This is a genomic window from Streptomyces sp. NPDC044704, from assembly GCF_056433525.1.
Genome location: NZ_JBWKGY010000001.1, coordinates 751,199 through 770,823, shown reverse-complemented (window position 1 = coordinate 770,823; position 19,625 = coordinate 751,199). Strand labels below are relative to the sequence as shown.

Annotated in this window: 20 protein-coding genes and 1 pseudogene; 11 read left to right on the top strand and 10 right to left on the bottom strand. The window is 71.8% G+C overall.

Annotated elements, in window-relative coordinates; translation table 11 throughout:
- Nucleotides 1-34: 34 nt before the first annotated feature.
- Nucleotides 35-532: a hypothetical protein gene (locus tag AC07B0_RS03550; protein ID WP_469384437.1), complete on the bottom strand. Its 498-nt coding sequence runs from the start codon at nucleotides 530-532 to the stop codon at nucleotides 35-37.
- Nucleotides 533-614: 82 nt separating this feature from the next.
- The gene (locus AC07B0_RS03545) at nucleotides 615-1,454 is read right to left on the bottom strand and encodes an SDR family oxidoreductase (RefSeq protein ID WP_478896500.1); all 840 of its coding nucleotides are present in this window, start codon (nucleotides 1,452-1,454) and stop codon (nucleotides 615-617) included.
- Between the two features lie 92 nt (nucleotides 1,455-1,546).
- Here AC07B0_RS03545 and AC07B0_RS03540 point away from each other — a divergent pair, with 92 nt between their 5' ends.
- From AC07B0_RS03540 to AC07B0_RS03530, 3 genes are all read left to right on the top strand, one after another.
- The gene (locus tag AC07B0_RS03540; protein ID WP_469384438.1) at nucleotides 1,547-1,927 is read left to right on the top strand and encodes a winged helix-turn-helix transcriptional regulator; all 381 of its coding nucleotides are present in this window, start codon (nucleotides 1,547-1,549) and stop codon (nucleotides 1,925-1,927) included.
- Between the two features lie 276 nt (nucleotides 1,928-2,203).
- Nucleotides 2,204-2,845, top strand: a complete 642-nt coding sequence (locus AC07B0_RS03535; RefSeq protein WP_478896498.1) for a hemerythrin domain-containing protein — start codon at nucleotides 2,204-2,206, stop codon at nucleotides 2,843-2,845.
- 144 nt (nucleotides 2,846-2,989) lie between these two features.
- On the top strand, nucleotides 2,990-3,529 hold the full coding sequence (locus tag AC07B0_RS03530; protein ID WP_478896496.1) for a hypothetical protein: 540 nt from the start codon (nucleotides 2,990-2,992) through the stop codon (nucleotides 3,527-3,529).
- A gap of 120 nt (nucleotides 3,530-3,649) precedes the next feature.
- Here the strand turns inward: AC07B0_RS03530 and AC07B0_RS03525 are convergent, their stop codons facing one another.
- Nucleotides 3,650-4,480 (bottom strand): 2OG-Fe dioxygenase family protein, encoded by an 831-nt coding sequence (locus AC07B0_RS03525; RefSeq protein WP_478896494.1) that lies wholly within the window; start codon nucleotides 4,478-4,480, stop codon nucleotides 3,650-3,652.
- Nucleotides 4,481-4,663: 183 nt separating this feature from the next.
- Nucleotides 4,664-5,134, bottom strand: a complete 471-nt coding sequence (locus AC07B0_RS03520) for a flavodoxin family protein (protein ID WP_469384443.1) — start codon at nucleotides 5,132-5,134, stop codon at nucleotides 4,664-4,666.
- 254 nt (nucleotides 5,135-5,388) lie between these two features.
- Between AC07B0_RS03520 and AC07B0_RS03515 the strand changes: the two are divergent.
- The 4 genes and pseudogenes from AC07B0_RS03515 to AC07B0_RS03500 all read left to right on the top strand — a co-directional run.
- Nucleotides 5,389-5,943: pseudogene (locus AC07B0_RS03515) on the top strand (carbohydrate binding domain-containing protein); the annotation flags it as partial.
- 42 nt (nucleotides 5,944-5,985) lie between these two features.
- Nucleotides 5,986-7,074 (top strand): chitinase, encoded by a 1,089-nt coding sequence (locus tag AC07B0_RS03510; RefSeq protein ID WP_478896713.1) that lies wholly within the window; start codon nucleotides 5,986-5,988, stop codon nucleotides 7,072-7,074.
- 132 nt (nucleotides 7,075-7,206) lie between these two features.
- On the top strand, nucleotides 7,207-7,815 hold the full coding sequence (locus AC07B0_RS03505) for a DUF4352 domain-containing protein (protein ID WP_356880639.1): 609 nt from the start codon (nucleotides 7,207-7,209) through the stop codon (nucleotides 7,813-7,815).
- A 447-nt stretch (nucleotides 7,816-8,262) separates the two neighbouring features.
- Complete coding sequence (locus AC07B0_RS03500) at nucleotides 8,263-8,538, top strand: hypothetical protein (protein WP_478896491.1); 276 nt, start codon at nucleotides 8,263-8,265, stop codon at nucleotides 8,536-8,538.
- Between the two features lie 208 nt (nucleotides 8,539-8,746).
- Here AC07B0_RS03500 and AC07B0_RS03495 read toward each other — a convergent pair whose 3' ends face one another.
- Nucleotides 8,747-9,616 (bottom strand): 4Fe-4S domain-containing protein, encoded by an 870-nt coding sequence (locus tag AC07B0_RS03495; RefSeq protein ID WP_478896489.1) that lies wholly within the window; start codon nucleotides 9,614-9,616, stop codon nucleotides 8,747-8,749.
- 330 nt (nucleotides 9,617-9,946) lie between these two features.
- Here AC07B0_RS03495 and AC07B0_RS03490 point away from each other — a divergent pair, with 330 nt between their 5' ends.
- Entirely contained in the window at nucleotides 9,947-10,921 is a 975-nt protein-coding gene (locus AC07B0_RS03490) for a DUF4185 domain-containing protein (protein ID WP_478896488.1), read from the top strand.
- 108 nt (nucleotides 10,922-11,029) lie between these two features.
- On the opposite strand, the gene AC07B0_RS03485 is transcribed toward AC07B0_RS03490, so the two are convergent.
- Nucleotides 11,030-11,884 carry a helix-turn-helix domain-containing protein gene (locus AC07B0_RS03485; protein ID WP_356880646.1) on the bottom strand — a complete coding sequence of 285 codons (855 nt, stop codon included), beginning with the start codon at nucleotides 11,882-11,884 and terminating at the stop codon, nucleotides 11,030-11,032.
- Nucleotides 11,885-12,156: 272 nt separating this feature from the next.
- Here AC07B0_RS03485 and AC07B0_RS03480 point away from each other — a divergent pair, with 272 nt between their 5' ends.
- Nucleotides 12,157-12,666, top strand: coding sequence for a ricin-type beta-trefoil lectin domain protein (locus AC07B0_RS03480; RefSeq protein WP_478864888.1), 510 nt, complete (start codon nucleotides 12,157-12,159; stop codon nucleotides 12,664-12,666).
- A 56-nt stretch (nucleotides 12,667-12,722) separates the two neighbouring features.
- Here AC07B0_RS03480 and AC07B0_RS03475 read toward each other — a convergent pair whose 3' ends face one another.
- The 3 genes from AC07B0_RS03475 to AC07B0_RS03465 all read right to left on the bottom strand — a co-directional run bounded on the left by AC07B0_RS03475 (nucleotide 12,723) and on the right by AC07B0_RS03465 (nucleotide 15,069).
- The gene (locus tag AC07B0_RS03475) at nucleotides 12,723-12,932 is read right to left on the bottom strand and encodes a cold-shock protein (protein ID WP_356880649.1); all 210 of its coding nucleotides are present in this window, start codon (nucleotides 12,930-12,932) and stop codon (nucleotides 12,723-12,725) included.
- A 164-nt stretch (nucleotides 12,933-13,096) separates the two neighbouring features.
- Nucleotides 13,097-14,467, bottom strand: a complete 1,371-nt coding sequence (locus AC07B0_RS03470; RefSeq protein WP_478896486.1) for a mycothione reductase — start codon at nucleotides 14,465-14,467, stop codon at nucleotides 13,097-13,099.
- A gap of 68 nt (nucleotides 14,468-14,535) precedes the next feature.
- Entirely contained in the window at nucleotides 14,536-15,069 is a 534-nt protein-coding gene (locus AC07B0_RS03465; protein ID WP_469384448.1) for a DUF5133 domain-containing protein, read from the bottom strand.
- A 302-nt stretch (nucleotides 15,070-15,371) separates the two neighbouring features.
- Here AC07B0_RS03465 and AC07B0_RS03460 point away from each other — a divergent pair, with 302 nt between their 5' ends.
- Nucleotides 15,372-16,799, top strand: a complete 1,428-nt coding sequence (locus AC07B0_RS03460) for a DUF2252 domain-containing protein (RefSeq protein ID WP_469384449.1) — start codon at nucleotides 15,372-15,374, stop codon at nucleotides 16,797-16,799.
- Nucleotides 16,800-16,985: 186 nt separating this feature from the next.
- Nucleotides 16,986-18,203: a PP2C family protein-serine/threonine phosphatase gene (locus AC07B0_RS03455; protein ID WP_469384451.1), complete on the top strand. Its 1,218-nt coding sequence runs from the start codon at nucleotides 16,986-16,988 to the stop codon at nucleotides 18,201-18,203.
- A 33-nt stretch (nucleotides 18,204-18,236) separates the two neighbouring features.
- Here AC07B0_RS03455 and AC07B0_RS03450 read toward each other — a convergent pair whose 3' ends face one another.
- Nucleotides 18,237-19,520, bottom strand: a complete 1,284-nt coding sequence (locus AC07B0_RS03450; RefSeq protein WP_469384453.1) for a DUF2254 domain-containing protein — start codon at nucleotides 19,518-19,520, stop codon at nucleotides 18,237-18,239.
- Nucleotides 19,521-19,625: the final 105 nt, after the last annotated feature.

Below are 19,625 nucleotides of genomic sequence, written 5' to 3'. Positions count from 1 at the left end.
GCGTTGGGCGAAGTCGGGTGTGTGGCCTGGTTCGCTACGGCATGAGGTCGAGCGGATCCCTTTCCTCGTCGCCGGGGCGACCGAGGGCCTCCTCGTAGGCGTCGCGGTCGAAGACGTACGGGCCGAGCGGCAGCACGTCCCCCTCTGGCCTGTACGGCATCCGGAAACCGGACCACGTCACGGTGTCCGCGCGCACGGCGATGCGGGCGTACAGCGGGCCGCACTCCCACACCCCGCACACGCAGCCGAGGACGACCGGCGCCCCGGTCACGGCGTCCCTGAGTTCGTCGGATCCGTCATCCAGGAAGTGGCGCACCACCTCATCGCCCCCGCCGATGTCGTACGCCGGCAGGCCGCCGTACTGGTGGCTCAAGAACTCCTCGCGCTCCTGCGAGGACTTGGACCGGAAGAACTCCTCTTCCTCCCACACGGGCCGGATCGCCTCGACCAGAATCTGTCGCAGGTCCGCCCCGTCCACCCGGATGCCGAGCCTGCGGTCCGCCCCGTACGTGAAGAACTCGATGCGCTCCATGGGCGGCATTCTGGTGCTCCGGTCGCAGGGAGCCGGACCGCTGCGCCCACGTGTCGCTCCTCGTCGGGGGCGCTGACCGGTCTCAGCGGAACGCGGCGACGTTCCGGGCGGCCCAGTCGCCGAAGGGGCGCGGGGCTCGGCCGAGGACCCGCTGGACGTCCGGGCTGACGCGCTGCTCGGCCGAGGTCGGGGAACCGAGTATGTCCAGGGTGTCGTCGGCGAGCTCCGCCGGCATGCTCTGGGTCATGGCGGTCTTGGCCTCGTCCCGGGTGAGCTCGTGGAACCTCACCGGGGAGCCCAGCGCGGCGGCGATGGCCTCCGCCTGCCGGCGCGGAGTGATCACCTCCGGGCCGGTCAGCTCGTAAACGCCGCCGGTGTGCCGGTCATCCACCAGACAGGCCGCCGCGACCGCGGCGATGTCCGCCGGGTCGATGACCGGCACCCCGACGTCGCCGAAGGGCGCGGCGACGACCCGTCGCGTACGGACGGAATCCGCCCACCACAGGGCGTTGGAGGCGAAGCCGCCCGGCCGCAGGACGGTCCACTCCAGGCCGGAGTCCCGCAGCACGTCCTCCAGCGCGCGCATCGCGATCCGTGTTCGGCCTGAGGGCCTGGTCACCACGCCCAGCGTGGAGAGCAGGACGACCCGGCGGACCCCGCTGGCCGCAGCTTCGCCGATGATGTCGGCAGGGTTGGCTCCAGTGGCGTGCAAGTCGCCGGACAGCAGAAGGAACAGCGCGTTCGCCCCGGCCAGCGCCGGCTTGAAGCCGGACGGCTCTGCCAGGTCGGCCACCACGTGGCGGGCGCCGTTCGGCACCGCCGCCACGTGCCGTGACACGGCCGTCACCTCCTGGCCCGCCTCGGTCAGTGCCTGCGTCAACGGCCGGCCGATGTTCCCGGTGGCCCCGGTCACCACGATCATAAGCAGCTCCTTCTCGGATGTCCTGTGTGGCCTTCACGCTAGGAGCAGGGGCTTACTTTTCGTAAGGACATACCTTGAGGTAAGTTCATGACATGGAAGAAGGCGCGCAGACCAGACAGGCCGCGGCGGAGAAGCGGTATGACGTGTTTCACACCGACTGCCCCGCGCGCGATGTGGTCGACCACGTGACCAGCAGGTGGGGCATCTGGGTGCTGATCTCCCTGCGGAGCAGCGACCTCCGGTTCTACGAGCTGCGCGAGAGCATCCACGGAATCAGCGAGAAGATGCTCGCCCAGACCTTGCGCGCACTGGTTCAGGACGGGCTGGTGTGGCGGGAGGTCGAACCGACGACGCCGCCGCAGGTCACCTACGGGCTGACCGAGTTCGGCCGGGACGTAGGCGAGCCGCTGACGGAGCTGTTCGACCGGATCACACGGCGGCTTTCGCCGGAAGGCGGCGCGCCGCCCCCGTGAGGTTCTTCGGCCTCTTCGCCGAGGACGAATACTGCGTGCACTACGCCGATGACCCGCCTGGGGATGCCTTCCCCTACCCGTGCCGCGGTCGTCGCCACCGGCCCCGGCCCTTCATCGATAACCCGGTGGTTATCGTTCCGCGCACGATTCGGCCTTGATCATGCGCGCGACCCGCAAGATCGTTTGAGTTATGCAGTCACGCGCGCAAGACCCCCCGTCCGTACGCCCGGACGGGATGACGTATCCCCGCATCGTCGGCACCTCCTTGAACTCCCCATGAGCGTCGCCCTCGACCTGACGGTGATGTACGCGATGCATGATGCGCTGCGCCGGGAACTGGCCCATCTTGACCGCGTCACCACCGCCGCGGACCTCGACCCGGGGCAGGTGCTTGCCACCGCTGCCGGGTGGACGCTGTTCAAGAAGGCGCTCCGCGCCCACCACAGGGCCGAAGACGACGCCCTGTGGCCGTCGCTGCGCGAGAGCCTGACCGGCCGGCCGGAGGACCTGGCGCTGCTGGAGGTGATGGAGGCCGAGCACGCCGCCATCAACCCGGTGATCCGGGCCATCGACGACGCGGTGACCGACCGCGATCCGGACCCGTTGCGGTTGGGCCAGCTTTCCGACGCGCTGACCCGCGGTCTGGCCGGACACCTCAAGCACGAGGAGGAGGCGGCGCTCCCGCTGATCCAGCGGGAGCTGACCGCCCGGCAGTGGGAGCATTTCAGCCGGGTCCACGCCCAGCACGTCGACGAGGACGCGCCGCTGCTGCTGCCGTGGCTGCTGGACGGCGCCGACGAACTCACGGCGGACAGGCTCCTCGCCCGGCTGTCCGTTCCCGAGTACGCCGCCTGCACCACCCGGTGGATCCCGGCGTACGCGGCGCTCGACCGCTGGAGTGCGCGCGTGACCACCTGACGCGGTTTCACCAGCCGCCGCCTTGCGGTCCGCCGGCCGACCAGGGCACGCCTGCGCGTCGTCTCGAAGTACGGCCCGGGCGCGCGCACCCGCGAGTTCCAGGGGGCGGCGGTGCGACTTTCGGACAAGGGTCATAATCTCGCCATGAACATGCTTGCCGTGCGGGTGCTGTTGGCTGTCCTCCTCGTGGGGAGCAGCGTGAGCGGATGTTCGCTCCTTCCCCCGTTCCCCACCTGCGAGGGAACCGAGCAGGCCGTGGCCGAACTCGACGAGCTTCCCGCACTGGCGCTGCGTCCGCAGGGGGCCGTGTCCGTCGACGGTCCATGGGCCGGGGCCTCCTGCGTCGAAGACACGGCGGACGCCTGGCTCTCCGCGGGGCGGCTCTACGCGTACGGCGGGACCCGGCAGGAAGTACTGGCGTACTACGGCCGGGAAGCGCCGGCGTCGGGATGGCGGCCCGTGGATGGTCTGGACACGGGGCCTGACGGCCGGACCGCCGTCTTCTGCTTCGAATCCGCCGGCCGGCCGAGCATCGTCCTCGCCTTCGAAACCCCTGACGTGCTCAGCGAGATCTACGGGGAGGGGCCAGCCCCGGCGGCTCTGCTGGGCGTGGACGCCCGCACCTGGTTCAGCTGGTCCGCGGAATCGGCGCTCGACGGCTCACCGATCAGCTGCCGGATCTGACCTGCCGCGGGCCTGATGCGGGCCTGCCGCGGACCTGCCGTTGTGGGACTTCACGAACGACGGCTGGTTCGCCGACGCGACGGTGCCGGGGTTCACGTGCGGGGTGCAGGTGTGTCCACGTCACAGTTGGGGGACGTACGGGGCGATGCCCACGATGAGGATGGACCGTTCGCCCGGCCCCCGCCCGGAGCCCGCGCGGACCGGGCCGACGTAGTGGCTGACCCTGTGGTCGTGGACGGCGTAGCCGTCCAGCGGGTCGGTGAGGGTGAACTCGGCGTGGAGGTCCGCCCACGGGTCCTCGGGCTGGAGGCCCGCGCTGCCCGGTGTCGCGATGACGTTCTGCCCGCCGGTGACGTTGGTCCGGCTGATCAGGTGGGCGAAGGTGAACGTGCCGGCCGAACCCCCGTCCTGGTGCAAGCAGTTCGGGGAGGAGACGGCTTCCTGGCCGGGACCGTCGACGCCGAGCCTGATCAGGTGAACACCGGCCCACAGCGGCCGTCGCCCCAGGTCCTTCAGGGACAGGACCTGCTCGATGTCCCAGCGCAGGAGGCGCAGCAGCAGGGGGTTGCCGCGCAGTGCCTCGGGGATGTCGGGGAGCACGCGCCGCGTCCGCGGGTGATCGGGGCCGTCCTGGCCCTGGGAGAAGTCGGTGACCGTACCGTGCACGGGGTCAGGGGTTCCGGGAATCCAGGACAGTTCGTCCTTCCACGGCAGGTACACGGCATGGGAGTACCGGCGGAACCGGTTGGTTCCCGGGGCGTACGGGTCGGGCGGCATGGCCGCGCAGACCTCCCGGATCCTGGCCAGGTCCCCTGCGGCGGAGCCGGCCGGGAGGATGCCCAGCCGCTCGGCTCCGTAGCGGGCGAACCCGCGCTCGCGCAGACCGTCCGCGCCGTCGCCCGGACCCTCCGCATCAGGGTACGAACGCCCCCGGGGCTCAGCCTTTTCCACGTGTTCCTCCCACAGGTCACCACCGGGCCCGTGGCGCCGGCGGCCGTTGCCGACCTTACGGGCAGTCCTGCTGCCGCGCGTCCCGCGGGTCCGGGTCCACACGCGCGGAGGCGGGCTCGCCCGTCACCTGATGTGAGGGGCCGGCCGGCCGCGCTGTCGCCGACCGGCCCCTGACACCAGGGATCAGGACACCGGCCCGGCCCCGTCCCGCAGCCGCTCGGCGAACGCCCGCGCGGCAGCCAGGTCCCCGGCGTCGGGCCGGTGCTTGTTGATGCCGCCCACGAGCTTGAAGGGCGTCCACGTGTCGAACGCCCGGCACGAGAACGTGCTCTCCACCACGAAGCCCTTGGCTTCGAGGAGCCCGACCAGCCGACGGGTGAAAGGCGTCGGCCGCAGCTCGGGCAGCCCGCTCGTGGCGAACACGAACGCCCGGCCCCGCCGGTCGGGAAGCGCCTTGGCGAAATCAGTCAGATGCGGGTGCAACCGGCCGTAGAAGACGCCCGACCCGAACCCCAGCAGGTCCGCGTCGGCCAGCTCCAGCGGGTCGGCCTCCTCCGGGGAGACGACACGCGCGCCCAGCACTTCGGCCACGACCTCAGCGACACGACGGGTATTGCCGTGCGACACGGAGGCACACACGATGACGGTCTTCATCCTGACGATCCTTTCTCCGGCTCCTGCATGCACGACAGGCGAGCGGCCCAGAACGTGACACCTCCCGGCCGGGTGGCGGCGGCGAGCCGCACTTTCCGCTATTGGTCCATACCTATTGACCGACCTCTCCGCCCCTCATACGATCCGGACCGGCACAGCCCCACCTGTCCCCACCTCACCCGGAGCCGGGCGTCGCACCCCACGCGTCAGTCAGTCAGCCATGCCTACGACGCCCAGCGGGAAGGGAGCACAGCATGTTCCGTCGACGGTCGCGCACCCCACGCCCCACGGGCGATGCCCGCCCTCCACAGGATTCCGGCCGCGGCAACGAGGGCCGGGTGTACGGGACCAGCCGCGCCCGGCGCGGAGCGTCCGCCCTCGCGCGTTCCCTGGCCGGGGTGAGCGCCGCCGCCCTCATCGGCGCCGGCATCGCCGTGTCCGGTACCGGATCGGCAGGCGCGGTCACCTCGGATCCGGTGGCCAACTCGGGTTTTGAGAACGGGCTCTCCGGCTGGACGTGCTCCGGCACCACCGGCGCCGCCGTCGGCAGCCCGGTCCACTCGGGCGCGGCCGCCCTCAAGGCCACGCCGACCGACTCCGACCACGCCCAGTGCAGCCAGACCGCCAGCGTGCAGCCCAACTCCTCGTACACGCTGAGCGCCTACGTCCAGGGCAGCTACGTATACCTGGGCGCCACCGGTGCCGGCATCTCCGGCGCCCAGTCCACCTGGACTCCGAACAGCCCGTCGTACGGTCGGCTCAGTGTCGGTTTCACCACCGGCCCGAACACCACCTCCGTGACCGTCTACCTGCACGGCTGGTACGGACAGCCCTCGTACCACGCGGACGACGTGTCGCTCGTCGGCCCCGGCGGCAGCACCCCCACACCGACCGCCACACCGACCGCCACACCCCCGGCCACCACACCGCCCCCGACGACCCCGCCGCCCACCACCGCACCGCCCACGACCCCGCCGCCCGGCGAGACGTGCCCCACGAAGCCCAAGCCGTCCGGCAAGGTCCTGCAGGGGTACTGGGAGAACTGGGACGGCGCCGCGAACGGCGTCCACCCCGGCCTGGGCTGGATCCCCATCACGGACAGCCGGATCGCCGCACACGGCTACAACGTGATCAACGCCGCCTTCCCCGTGATCCTCTCCGACGGCACCGTCCTGTGGCAGGACGGCATGGACGCCGGCGTCAAGGTCGCGACCCCCGCCGAGATGTGCCAGGCCAAGGCGGCCGGAGCGACGGTCCTGATGTCGATCGGTGGCGCGGCCGCGGGCATCGACCTGAGTTCCAGCGCCGTCGCCGACCGGTTCGTGGCGACCGTCGTCCCGATCCTCAAGAAGTACAACTTCGACGGGATCGACATCGACATCGAGACCGGCCTCACCGGCAGCGGCAACATCAACACCCTGTCCGCCTCCCAGGCCAACCTGGTGCGCATCATCGACGGCGTGCTGGCCCAGATGCCCGCGGGGTTCGGACTTACCATGGCCCCCGAAACCGCGTACGTCACCGGCGGAAGCGTCACCTACGGGTCGATCTGGGGCTCCTACCTGCCGATCATCAAGAAGTACGCCGACAACGGGCGACTGTGGTGGCTGAACATGCAGTACTACAACGGCAGTATGTACGGCTGCTCCGGCGACTCCTACCAGGCCGGTACGGTGCAGGGCTTCACCGCGCAGACCACCTGCCTGAACAACGGCCTGACCATCCAGGGCACCACCGTCAAGGTCCCCTACGACAAGCAGGTGCCCGGCCTGCCCGCCCAGCCGGGTGCGGGTGGCGGCCACATGACTCCGAGCCTGGTCAGCCAGTCGTGGAACGCCTTCAGCGGCTCGCTCAAGGGCCTCATGACCTGGTCGGTCAACTGGGACGGCTCAAAGGGCTGGACCTTCGGCGACAACGTCAAGCACCTACAGGGTCGTTGACGACCCAACATGCTGAAACGATTCACAGAAGAGGGGAAAGCATGTCCGAATGTCACAGTTCGGGCATAGCCCCTCCCAGGCGGCGATGTCCCCATAGCGTGACTCGTTCACACCTGTCCCTATGGGGGTCCCATGTCCAACCAGTTCCCGCCAGCCCAACAGCCACCGCAGCCCGGGTACGGGTACCCGCCGCCGCCGAAGAAGTCTCCAACAGGGAAGATCATCGGGTTCTCCTGCCTCGGTGTCGTCGGCGTGATCGTGCTCATCGGAATCGCCGGAGCGCTGGCGGGCGGGACGGACGGCGGGAAGAACGGGAAGGAGGCGGCCGCGCCGCCGGCAGCCGTGTCATCGCCTGCCGCGAAGGCGCTGGAGAGCGAGTCCGACACCCCTGCGGGGAAGAACCAGCAGCCCATCGTCGTCACGGCGAAGAAGACAGACTTCAAGCCGAACGTCCTCTCGAAGGGCAGCGACGAGAAGTACACCAGCGTGTCGGTGACCGTCACCAACAACTCGGCCAAGACGATCAGCATCAACCCGCTGTACTTCTCGATCACCGACAACACTGGCGGGAAGCACACTGCTGAACTCGCTGTCGATGAGGGCCAGATCGACACCGTCGATCTCGCACCCGGCGAGAACATCACAGGGGTGATCACCGGCAAGGGCGCGTTCACCGCGAAGACGGTCACGTACAAGGACGGGCTGCTCGGCCGCGAGAACCATCGAGGCAGCGTCTCCTGAACCGAGGTACGGAAACCCGTCCCGGCCACCGGAGAGGCTCGGTCCCGGCCTCGCCCGAAGCACCACCTGGCCGGGGCGGCGGGGTTCGAGGGGTGCGGGGCAGTTCGGTGGTAGGGGTCAGGGCGGCGGTGCCGCTAGAAGGCTGTTGCGGGTCGGCGACGGGCAGTGTTGGCTCTTCTTGATCATGTTTGGCAACACTGCCGGACATACTGACCAGGGGGGACCCACATGCGTACTCGCCGAGTCCGACTCACACTTGCTGTTGCCGCATCCGGCTTGGTGACCGGCCTCGCCCTCGCGACGGGGATGGCCCAGGCCTCCTCCACCGTTCCGGCTCCGACGTCGAGCCCGACGTGCGCGCCGACTCCGACCCGCGCGCCCGTCCCGTCAACGAACCCCACCTCCACGCCGGCCCCCACCCCCAGCCGCACCCCGATCACGATCCCGATGGCGAACTCCTCCGAGGTCGAGCCGCCCTCCACGCCGACCCCCACGCCGGTCCCGACGACCGGCCCCACCACCACGCCGGTCCCGACGGCGAACCCCACGGAGGTCCAGCCGACCCCCACGGTGGTCCCGACGGTGGACCCCACCTGCACGCCCGTCCCGACCCCGAGCTACACAGCGGGTCCGACGAAGAACCCGTCGACCCCGCCGGCCCCGACCTCCACGCCGGTCCCGACGAAGAACCCCTCGGGGATCCCGTCGACTCCCACTGACTGACGGTGAAACGGTGAAGTAGAGCAAGCGGTGGGGGCCCGGGCCGTGTGGGCCCGGGCCCTCACCGCAGCCTCACGGGAGCACCGCTGGGTGCGGGCCTCCGGGGAGCGGCAGCTGACCGCGGAGTTCGAGCGGGGGCCGGGAGTGCTCCGCACGTCGCCGCGCCGTCGCGACGATCACGCGGATCCGCCGGCTCGGGCCGGCCGCCGTTTCACCAGCGGACGGCGGTGAAGTCGACCGGCCGGGGCCGCAACAGGCGGGTGCGCCCTGCCAGCGCGCTCAGCCTCCTCGACATCTCGTCGGCGGGCAGCCGGCGGCGGTCGCCGTGGCCCGGCAGGACCCATTCGAACTTCAGCCGTTCGGCCGCCCGGGCCAGGGAGGTGCCCAACTCCTCGATGGAGTACCAGGTCACGCTGTCCGCGACTTCCAGGTCACCGGTGGTACGGGACCAGTAGAAGCTGTCCCCGCTGAAGCAGTACCGGTCATCCGCGAGGTAGAGCACGCTGCCCTGCGTGTGGCCGGGCAGGGGATGGGCGGTGACTCCCTCGCCGATCTCCAGGGGTTCGAGACCCCGGATCACCCGGTCTGCGTCCGGCGCGGCGTCGAGGTCACCCTCGTGGATCCACAGCCGGGCGCCGAAGTGGTCCGCGTAGTGGCGGCCGTGTGCCGCGTGGTCGCGGTGGGTGAGCAGGACATCGGTGACGGGACCCGATTCCGCGTAACGGTCGGCGAGTCCACGGCTCCAGCGCGGCGTGTCGATCATCATGACCGTGCCGGAGGGCCGGAGGAGCAAGTAGGAGTTGGCCCCGGCGGTGTGCTGTGAGTTGTGCCCGCACAGCAGTACGCCACTGTCCAGCGTCATCGGAAAGGGATCGAGCCCCTGGTCCGGCCGCCCGGAGACGGGGCGGATCGAGCGGGTGGGGCAGGCGAAGACGGCAGCGTGTAAGCGCCGCGTCTCCGCCTCGTCGCGCGGCGGGCGCAGGACCTCGGACCTTCCGTCGACCTCGCCGATCAGATCGGGCGCCAACTGTCGAGCGACGTCGCAGTTGAAGCAACGGTCGTCCACGTACCAGTCGTCCACGGCGGTTCTCCTTCCAGCGGGAACGCCCCCGATCGGGGCCGCTCTTCAGGGATACCGCACCCGCTTCCGGAATCGGTAGGCCCTGCCGATCTTGTGCTTCCGGACCCGAGGCGTTCTCCCCGGCCGGGCGGCGTTCGCGCGTGACGCGGGGCCTGCTTCCGCTGTTGTCCTCGCATGACGCTCGCACGGGGGCCGGGGCTTCGCCGGTCGACGTTCCTGAAGGCGGCCGCCGCCGCGGCACTGGGTGCGCTCCCGGCCGGTCCGGGCCGCGGCGGCGGCCCTCCGGGGGGCGCTCAGGGCGGCGCTCATGGGGCCGGCGGTGCGCCGCGGGTGACGAAGGTGCGTGACCTGACGGGCCCCGGGCTCACCACCCGGTTCCGGATGGAGGCCACGGACCTGGGCATCCCGGTCGCCCTGCCGGACGGCAGAACCCTCTTCGTCTTCGGGGACACCTTCGAGGAGGCCCGGGTGGGCGGTGGCTGGTGGCGCTCCCCCGTCGGCCTGTATGCGACGACGGCCCGCCTCGACGAGGGTGTCGTCTGGACGGGAGCCGTCGGCGGGGAACACGCCCGCCAGCTGTGGGCGTACGAGCACGACAACCCGCTGTTCAGCACCGTGCTGCCGTCCGACGTGGTCCTCATCGGCGGAGCCCTCTTCCTCCACGTCACCGTGCACCGGGGGTGGGGCAGCGTGGTGTGGAGCGAGATCTGGCGCTCCGACGACTCGGGAGCGACCTGGCGGCACACCGGTGCCCGGTTCCCGGGGAACGCGCACGGCGGGCTGTTCCAGTCGCTGACGTGGGCTCTCGGGCCGGACGGCTACGTCTACGTCTGTTCGACGGGTTTCAGCCGGACCGGGCCTGTCCTGCTGCACCGGGTGCGGGCGGACGCGCTGGCCGAGCCGGACGCCTACGAAGGGTGGGGGTACCGCGCGGGCGCCTGGGGCTGGGGCAACGCGCCCACGCCGGTGCTGGAGGGCGGCTTCGGCGAGCTGTGCCTGCGGCTGCTGGACGGGTACTGGGTGCTGGTCTGCTTCAATGCCGCCGACGCCCGCATCGAAGCCCTCGTCATGCGCGAGCCGACCGCCGGACCGGCCGGCTCGTACCGGCACACCCTGATCCGCGGCGCGGCCTGGGGCCAGGAGGACGACACGCACGTGGCCCAGCCGTACGGCGGTTACGTCATCCCGGGATCCCGCCTGGACGACCTGCACCTGACGGTGAGCCAGTGGCGTACGGACAGGGGCTGGCCGTACCGGGTCATGCAGTTCCGGGTACGGGGGCTGAGCGGGCCGCCGGCTTCCTGACCGGCGGACGGCCCGCCGGACGGCCCGCCGGACGGCCCGCCGGACGGCCCGCCGGACGGGCTGCCGGCCGGCCCGCCGGACGGCCCGCCGGACGGGCTGCCGGACGGATCAGGTCCAGCGCTGCGGGTCCGATCCGTCGCACGGACCGGCGGCGGGTGCCCCCGGGCCACCGGTCAGGCAGGTTCCCGTGGCGAGGTGGCGGAGCTGTACCGAGCCGTCGGCGCGGCCCGTGAGCGTCCATCCCTGGGCGGCGGACCGGTCGCAGGAGCGGGCGCGCGGCGCCGTCCCGTCGTGGTCCAGGCAGGCGCCGGTCGCCCGGTTGCGGAGGTCGCCGGGGCCGTCGCCGTACGGGCGGAACTCCCATTCCTGGTAGCGCAATCCGTTGCAGGGCCATACCCGCAGGCCCTCCACGCTGTCGTCGAGGCAGGCGTCGGTGGCCTTGTTGCGGAAGACCCGGGCGGCTTCGGGAGCCTCCGACGAGGTCAGCGCGAGGACGGCCGCGACCCCCAGCGCGACACCGGTCAGCAGGCCTGCCACCGCCCACGGCCAGCGCCGGGCGACGACCGGTACCGGGCCGGGCCCGGCAGACCCGGGCTCCGGGGCCACCGAAGGCGCGGAAGGCCCGCCCGGCTCCGGGGAGGGGGCGGGAACGGACCCTGACGGGGCACGGTCCGGGCCGGTGCCCTGGCCGGACGGCGGACGGTTCTGGTCGGCGTCGGCGGCTTCCCACAGCACGCGGTACGCCGTGGGATCGGTGTCCAGGGCCCGGCAGATGTCCCGGACGACGGGCCAGGGCGGCACCGTGGCCCCACGGAAGTAACGCGACAGCGAGGAATCGCTGATCAGCACCTGCTGCTCCAGGGCCCGCAGTGTCGTCCCGGACCGCTGCTGCAGCGCGCGCAGTGCGTCGCCCAGCCGACGGGCGGCCGTGACCTGCCGGTCCGTGCCGTCGAGGTGGCTCATCCGTACCCTCTCCCCCGCGGCTCGCCGAAGCGTCCCGGTCGCCCGTCCTGTCCCGGGACACCTCTGTCCCCGCAGGTCAGCAGGGTAGGGATCCCGACATAGGCGAAGCAACAGGGACAAGGTTGCCAGCCTGCCCAGACCGCCACAAACTCGGAGCATCCAGTCGGCGGTTCACCCCACGTGGTGAAGCACGCGGCTCCCCCTCCCCCGCTTCGTGCGGCACGGGTGTGCCCGGCGCCGGCCCGACTCCTGACCGAAAGGCCCGTACCGCGATGCGTTTCAACTCCCTTACGGCGAAGAAGCTCTCGACCGGCTTCGCGCTCGTACTCCTGCCCTTCACCACGACCGAGAGCGCCGTGGGCGCCGGCACCGGTTCCCCGGCGGCGGCCGCCGCCGGCGCGGTCTACCGGGTCCAGCTCAGCAACCGGTGCCTGGACGCGGACACGAACACCATCAACAACAACCCGGCGCGGGCCCAGGTGTGGGACTGCAACCACGCCGCCAACCAGCGCTGGACCCTGCACCCGTCGGGTGAACTGAAGATCGACTTCAACGGCAAGTGCCTGGACGCCGACACCAACACCATCAACAACAACGGGGGCAACGTGCAGCTGTGGTCCTGCAACGGCCAGCCTCAGCAGGCCTGGTACCGGGGCCCCAACGATTCGATCGTGCTGAAGTACAACGGCAAGTGCCTGGACCACGACACCAACCAGAACCGCAACGGCGGACGGGTCCAGCTCTGGAACTGCAACGGCTCCCCACAGCAGTCGTGGCGCTGACGGCGGGCTCCGGCGCTCCGCCCCACGGTCCGCGCGGCGGGTCTCCGTGCGGCGGGTCAGGGCAGGACGTGCCGGGCGTGCAGGCGTCCCTCGTGGAATTCGATCGTGAAGGTGACCTGCTGCTCCTCCGAGAGTGACGGGGTCGGGCCCTCCAAGGCGTCCCGCGTCACGAAGACGGGCTCCTGCCGCCCCAGCGGAAGGATGAACCCGTAGCCTCTGGCTCGGTTGTAGGACTGGACGAAGCCTGTGAACCGTTCATCGGGCATGCGGCACGCTCCCCGACCGGGTCTACGCCGCCCCACCCCCGTCCCCGGGGGCGGGGCGGCCTTCACCCCCATGCTGTGACGGCACGCACCGACCACGCCCGCCGGACACCGCCGATCGGGTGTACGCCCTTGCCCTTGCCCCTCGCCCGTGCCCGGGTCCAGGTTCAGTCCAGGTCCAGGTCGAGCAGTGCGTTCGAGACCGCCTCGGTGGGCGCGGGGTGGATCCACAGGGGTGTCCGCGCGAGCTCACCGGCGCCGATGCCGAGGCTCATGGCCACCACGAGCGGCTGGATCAGGCTCGCGGCCTGCGGACCCAGAACGTGGGCGCCCAACAGCAGCCCGGTGCCGCGGTCGGCGAGTACCTTGCAGAAGCCGGTGCCGTCTTCCAGCGCCCAGCCGTAGGCGGTGTCCGAGAAGCGGCGCACGGAAACGGCGTAGTCGAGGCCCTCCTGCCGGCACTGCTGCTCGGTCCTGCCGACCTGCGCGATGTGGGGGCGGGTGAACACCCCGGCGGGGACGGCCTCGTGGGAGGTGCGGACCGGGTCGCCGGGGTGCAGCAGGTTGTGCGAGACCGTCCGCGCCTCCCGGTTCGCCACGTGCTTGAGCGGGAAGTCCGTGCACACGTCGCCGAGGGCGAACACCCCCTGGGCACTGGTGCGCTGGAAGGCGTCCACGACGATCCGGCCGTCGTCGTGGAGGTCGATCCCGGCCCGTGCGGCGTCGATCCGGTCGCTGTTCGGGGTGCGGCCCACGGCGACGAGCAGGGTGTCGGCTTCCACGGCGCCGCCGTCGTCCAGGACCAGGCGCAGTTGTCCCGGCCGCCCCTCGACGCGGGTCAGCGCGGTGCCCGTGCGTACGTCGTAGCGGTCGGCGGCGATCGCCGTGTACGCGGCGGCGACCGCCTCGTCCTGGGCGGAGAGCAGGGTGTCCTCTTGCTCGACGACCGTGATGCGGCTGCCCGCGGCGTGGAAGACGTGGGCGAGTTCTGCGGCGACGTAGCCACCGCCCAGCACCGCCAGGTGGCGCGGCGGACGCTGCACGCGCATCACCGTGTCGGAGGTCTCGTACGGCAGCCCGGACTCCCGTACCGGCGGGGGTACGGTCGGGCGGCTGCCGGTGGCGACGACGACCTGTCGGCCGCGGATCGTGACGGCGTCCGCGCAACTTCCGACGGTCAGCGTACGGTCCCCGGTGAAGCGGGCGTGGCCCTTGAGGACCTCGATGTTCGGGGAGTCGCGACGGCCCTGCTCCCCCTCCGCGGCCTGCCGGTCCAGCCGCTCGAACACCCGCTCGCGGACGGTGGACCAGTCGACGCCGCTCAGCCGTGCCCCGACGCCGAACCGTCCGGCGTCGCGGATCCCGTCCACGAGGTCCGCGACGTGCACGAGCATCTTGCTGGGGATGCACCCCCGGTTCAGGCAGGTCCCGCCGAACGGCCCTTCGTCGACGATGGCCACGTCGAGGTGGGAGAACCGGTCGTCCACGACGGCGTTGCCCGAGCCCGCCCCGATGATCACGAGGTCATGAGTACGCATGCGGCGGAACGTACCCCCGCATGCCGGGCGTACGCGCGAACGGCACGCGGCGCCGTGCCGGGCCGCGGCTATGCGGCGGCGGGCGGGGCGAGGTGCTCCAGTGCCGCGAGGACGGCGTCGTGGGCAGTGGGCCGGCCCATCAGGACGCACAAGGTGTAGGCGGCGTCGTCCATCTCCCTCAGTGCCGCGGGATCCCCGGGCGCTGCCGCGAGACGGGCCTGGCAGGCGCGCAGCCGCGTGAGGGCCTCCTCGGTACGGGTCCGGGCCGGCGTGAGGGCACGAGGCCGTTGCCCGGGCGGGGCGGGGGCGCGGGCCGCCTGCACCGCCCGGCGCACCGCCCGCTCCACGCGCCGGGGGACGGGAGTTCCCCGGGCTCCGGCGGCCAGGGCCGACGCCACGGCCTCGGGGGTGGTGCGGGCGAGGTCCGCCGCGGCGGCCAGGATCAGGTGCGCGTCCCGGGCCGAACACGGCGTCATGGCCATCAGCATCCCCACCGCCGACGCGGTCTGCGCCTCCACGAGGTCGCCGCCGGTCCCGTCACGCCCGTCGGGCCGTGCGGCGACGGCAGTCGGGCGGGGACGCCGGATTCCGGAAGGAGACATCAGAGATCCCTTCATTCCAAGGCAGGGGGGCGCGACAATCCGCGTATGAAAGGTATTCCGCGCCAAGTGCGTTGATACACATGGCGACTGGGGGCTAGCCGCACAAGAAAACAAGACCGCCGCGCCCCAGAGCGGGGTCCGGCCCTGTCATGCGGATCCCGGCCCTGTCATGCGAGGTACCAGGGACGGATCTACGGTTGGAGGAAGATCCCGGCGCTCGCGGACGCCCGGCGCCCCCGCCGTCAGCCCGACGCGGTGCCGTGGGCGGCTCGACGGTCAGAGAGCCAGGCAGGAGGCCCCGGATGCCCCAGCACGCGACCACGGCGATGCGCGCGGCACTTCGCTCCACCCCCGCGGAGCGCGCCGCACTCGGCAAGGAAGCCCGCCGCCGCTCACCGCGGTCGGGACACGCCGCGTACGAGCCCTCTTCGAGCCGAAGGGACCCCCTCGGCATCCTCGAGGCGCAGTCGGCGACCCGGGTGCCGGAACTGGTGCCGATCCGCTACGGGCGGATGTCCGAGTCCCCGTTCCGGTTCTACCGGGGCGCCGCCGCGATCATGGCCTCCGACCTGGCGGGCAGTCCCGACTCGGGGATCACCACCCAGCTGTGCGGAGACGCGCACCTGCTGAACTTCCGGCTGCTGGCGTCGCCCGAGCGGGAGCTGATGTTCGACATCAACGACTTCGACGAGACCTTGCCGGGCCCCTGGGAGTGGGACGTCAAGCGCCTGTCGGCGAGTTTCGTCATCGCCGGCCGGGCGAACGGCTTCGACGACGCGGAACGCGCCCGCATCGTGAGCGGCACCGTGCGTTCGTACCGCGAAGCGATGATCAGCTTCGCCGGCATGGGCAACCTCGACGTCTGGTACACGAAGATCAACGACACCGGCCTCAAGGACCTGACCACGGGCCGCCTCCACAAGAAGGGCCGCAAGAAGCTGGACCGCGCGCTGGCGAAGGCCCGCGCCCGGGACACCCTGCAGGTGTTCGGCAAGCTCACGGAGCTCGTCGACGGCAGGCCGATGATCGCGGCGGACCCGCCGTTGCTGGTGCCGATGGCCGATCTGCTGCCGGACGCCGAGCGGACCACGCTGGAGCGCCAGTTCAGGGCGCTCATCGACCGGTACGGGCTCACGTTGCCGTCCGACCGGCGCCACTTGCTGGCGGACTACCAGCTGGTCGACGTCGCCCGCAAGGTCGTCGGGGTCGGCAGCGTGGGTACCCGGTGCTGGATCTTCCTGCTCCTCGGACGGGACGGCGAGGACCCGCTCTTCCTCCAGGCCAAGGAGGCCGACACCTCCGTCCTCGCCGACCACGTCGGGGCGAGCCAGTACCGCAACCAGGGTGAGCGCGTGGTCGCGGGACAGCGGCTGATGCAGGCGACGAGCGACATGTTCCTCGGCTGGGAACGGGTCGAGGGGATCGACGGCAAGCGCCGCGACTTCTACATCCGCCAGCTGCGCGACTGGAAGGGCATCGCGATGCCGGAGACGATGTCGCCGAGGCAGCTGGAGGCGTTCGGCGAAGTCTGCGGCATCACGCTGGCCCGCGCGCACGCGCGGTCCGGCGACCGGATCGCGATCGCGTCCTACCTGGGCCGCGGGGACTCCTTCGACCGGGCCCTCGTCACGTTCGCGGAGGCGTACGCCGACCAGAACGAGAGCGACCACCAGGCGCTGCTGGACGCGGTGCGCACGGGACGCCTGCCGGCGGAGGAGCTCACCGGCTGACCGGCGGGGTGGCGGCGCCCGGGGTATCGGCGCCCGGAGTGACTGACCGGTCCCACGAGACGGTGTACCGGGCATCCGCGCCGGGCGGCCCGGGGCCGGAGGGTGACGGCGCGCCCCTCGCCCGCCGCAGCCCTATCGTGGGAGCGATGTCATGACCGGAAGCGGCGGCCCGCGGGCAGGTGGAGCGTGAACGGATCGGAGATCGACTACCCGGCGGTCTTCCACGCCCTGCCCAGCGCGGTGGCGCTGCTGACGACCGGCCTGGTGTACGTGGACGCCAACGAGGCCTACCTGTCCCTGTCGGGCCGCACCCGTGAGCAGCTCGTCGGCCGCTACCTCTTCGACGTCTTCCCCGACAATCCGGGTGATCCGGCCGCGACCGGCGTGCGCAACCTGCGCACGTCCCTGGAACGGGTCGCGGCCACGCGCGAGGGCGACGCGATGGCGCTGCAACGCTACGACGTGGAGTCCCCCGACCGGCCGGGGGTGTGGCAGGAACGGTACTGGAGCCCCGTGAACGTCCCCGTCCTCGCCGCCGACGGCAGCGTGGCGCTCCTTCTGCACCGGGTGGAGGAGGTCACCGAACTGATCCGGGCAGGCAGCGGCGGGGACCGTGGCCAGGCCCTGGAGTCCGACCTCTACAGCCGTGCCCGGGACCTCCAGGACGTCAACGAGCGGCTGCGCCGGGCCCACGCGCGGGAGCGCGAGGTGGCCCTCCACCTCCAGGAGGCGATGCTGCCGGCGCTGCGCCCGCTCGGCCACCACGAGGCCGCGGTGCGCTACCGGCCCGCGGCCGGAGCCCTGAACGTGTGCGGTGACTGGTACGACGTCGCCGACCTGCCGGGGCGGACCGCCGTCGCCGTGGGTGACGTCGTCGGGCACGGGCTGCGCGCGGCCGGCGTCATGGGACAGCTCCGCAGTGCACTGTCGGCCGCGGCCCGTGTCGCGGAAGGCCCGGCGCAGGCCCTCGAAGTACTCGGTCTGTACGCCCGCTCCGTCACGGGAGCCGAGTCGACCACCGCCGTGCTCGTCTTCATCGACTGGAGCAGCCGCACCCTCACCTACAGCAGCGCCGGCCACCCGCCGCCCGCGCTCTGCCACAGCGACGGCACGGTCGTCTTCCTCGACGCGGCCACCGACCCGCCGCTCGGCGCCCGGCCCGAGCACACTCCCCGCCCGCAGGCCCAGACGGCCTTCCGGGACGGTTCCGTGCTGGTCCTGTACACGGACGGACTCGTCGAGCGCCGTCGCGAGGACATCGACACCGGTCTCGAACGGCTCGCCGCCACTCTCGTGCGGCACCGCTCCGCCGACGCGGAATCGCTGGCGGACGCCCTGCTGACCCGTCTGGCCCAGCCCGTCGGCATGACCGACGACACGGCCCTGGTCGTCCTTCGTCTGTGACGGCGCCCGGCGGTGAGGGGTGGCGGGCGTGGGTCAGGCCCGGGGAGGCCGCACACCACCGATGCCCTGACGGTCGGGCGTCTGCGCGGTGGCGCGGCGCGCGGGGTCGGTGAAGGTCCGGCGGACCGCTTCGTCGAGGAGGCCCAGTTCCGCGCGTACGGCCGTCAGACGCTCGGCCGGCTGTGTTTCGAGCAGGTCCTCCAGCAGGGCGCGGAGCCGTCTGCACACCTGGAGGGAGGTGACGCCGTACTCGCGGATCTCCGTCACCCCGAGCCGCAGGTAGTCGTCCCAGCCACGGCCCGGCACCACCAGCCGCGGCCGGCCGCGGTCGTCGGCGAGCACGTACCGGCCGCCGAGCCGGGCCCGGCCCACCACGTGCAGGAACGTGTCGACGTGGTTGAGGACCTGCACGGCGGTCGTGGGGTCGTTGACGGCGGGCGAGAGGGCGCGGATGGCGATGTCGACGAGGATGCGCAGGGCGAAGGCGGGGTCCTGCTCGATGGTGCGCTCGGCCCCGAACGCGACGAGCCCCGCGACCCGGTGCGGGTCGGGGGGCGGCGAGGTGCCGTGCGCCTCCACGAAGGTGGTGCCGGGCGGTACGAAGTCCCCGACGGGATGGGTCAGGACGAGGACGCAGTCCTCGCGGGCCGCGGCGGCGATCAGCCCCGCCGCGTCGAACGCCTGGAGGACTCCGCCCCGTTCGGAGCGGATGCGGGTGACCGGACCGGCCGTGGGCAAGGACCACCCTTCGGGTGCCGCCGAGGAACGGATGCGCTCCGACCCGCGGGCCACCACCTTCGCTCCGAGGCGCCCCACCAGATCGGCGATGGCGACGGGCCGCAGGTTGTGGGTGAACCGGTTGAGGTAGATGAGCAGCAGCATGAGGCTGACGGCGACGGCCACACCGGACAGGGTCACCCCGAGGTTGGGGACGGAGTCGGATTCGATCTTGCGCAGCAGGGAGAATGCGAAGGCGAAGGTTCCCGTGAACGTGGCCAGCACGGCCTTCTGGAGCCGGTCGCGGTACCACAGGCGCATGTAGCGCGGGGAGAGCGTGCCGGTCGCCTGCTGGATGACCAGTACACCGATGGTCACGACGAACCCCAGCAGCGCGACCATGGCTCCGACGACGGAACTGAGCACGCTGCTCGCGGTCGTCGCGGAGTAACGCCAGCCGCCCGGCAGCCAGTCCGCCCCGTCGACGCGGGCGGCCCACTCGGCGGACAGCGCCCCGAGCAGGAGTCCGAGCAGGGGGATGATCCACAGGCTTGCCTTGGCGTACTGCCGCAACCGGAAGCGCGCCGCCCAGGACATCATCGTCCGTTCCCCGGTTTCGGCGGTGCGCAGCGGCCTGACCGTCCAGTTCGCACGTTCCCATGGTAGGGCCGCTTCCCGGCGCCCGCAGGCGGCGACGGCCCGGCG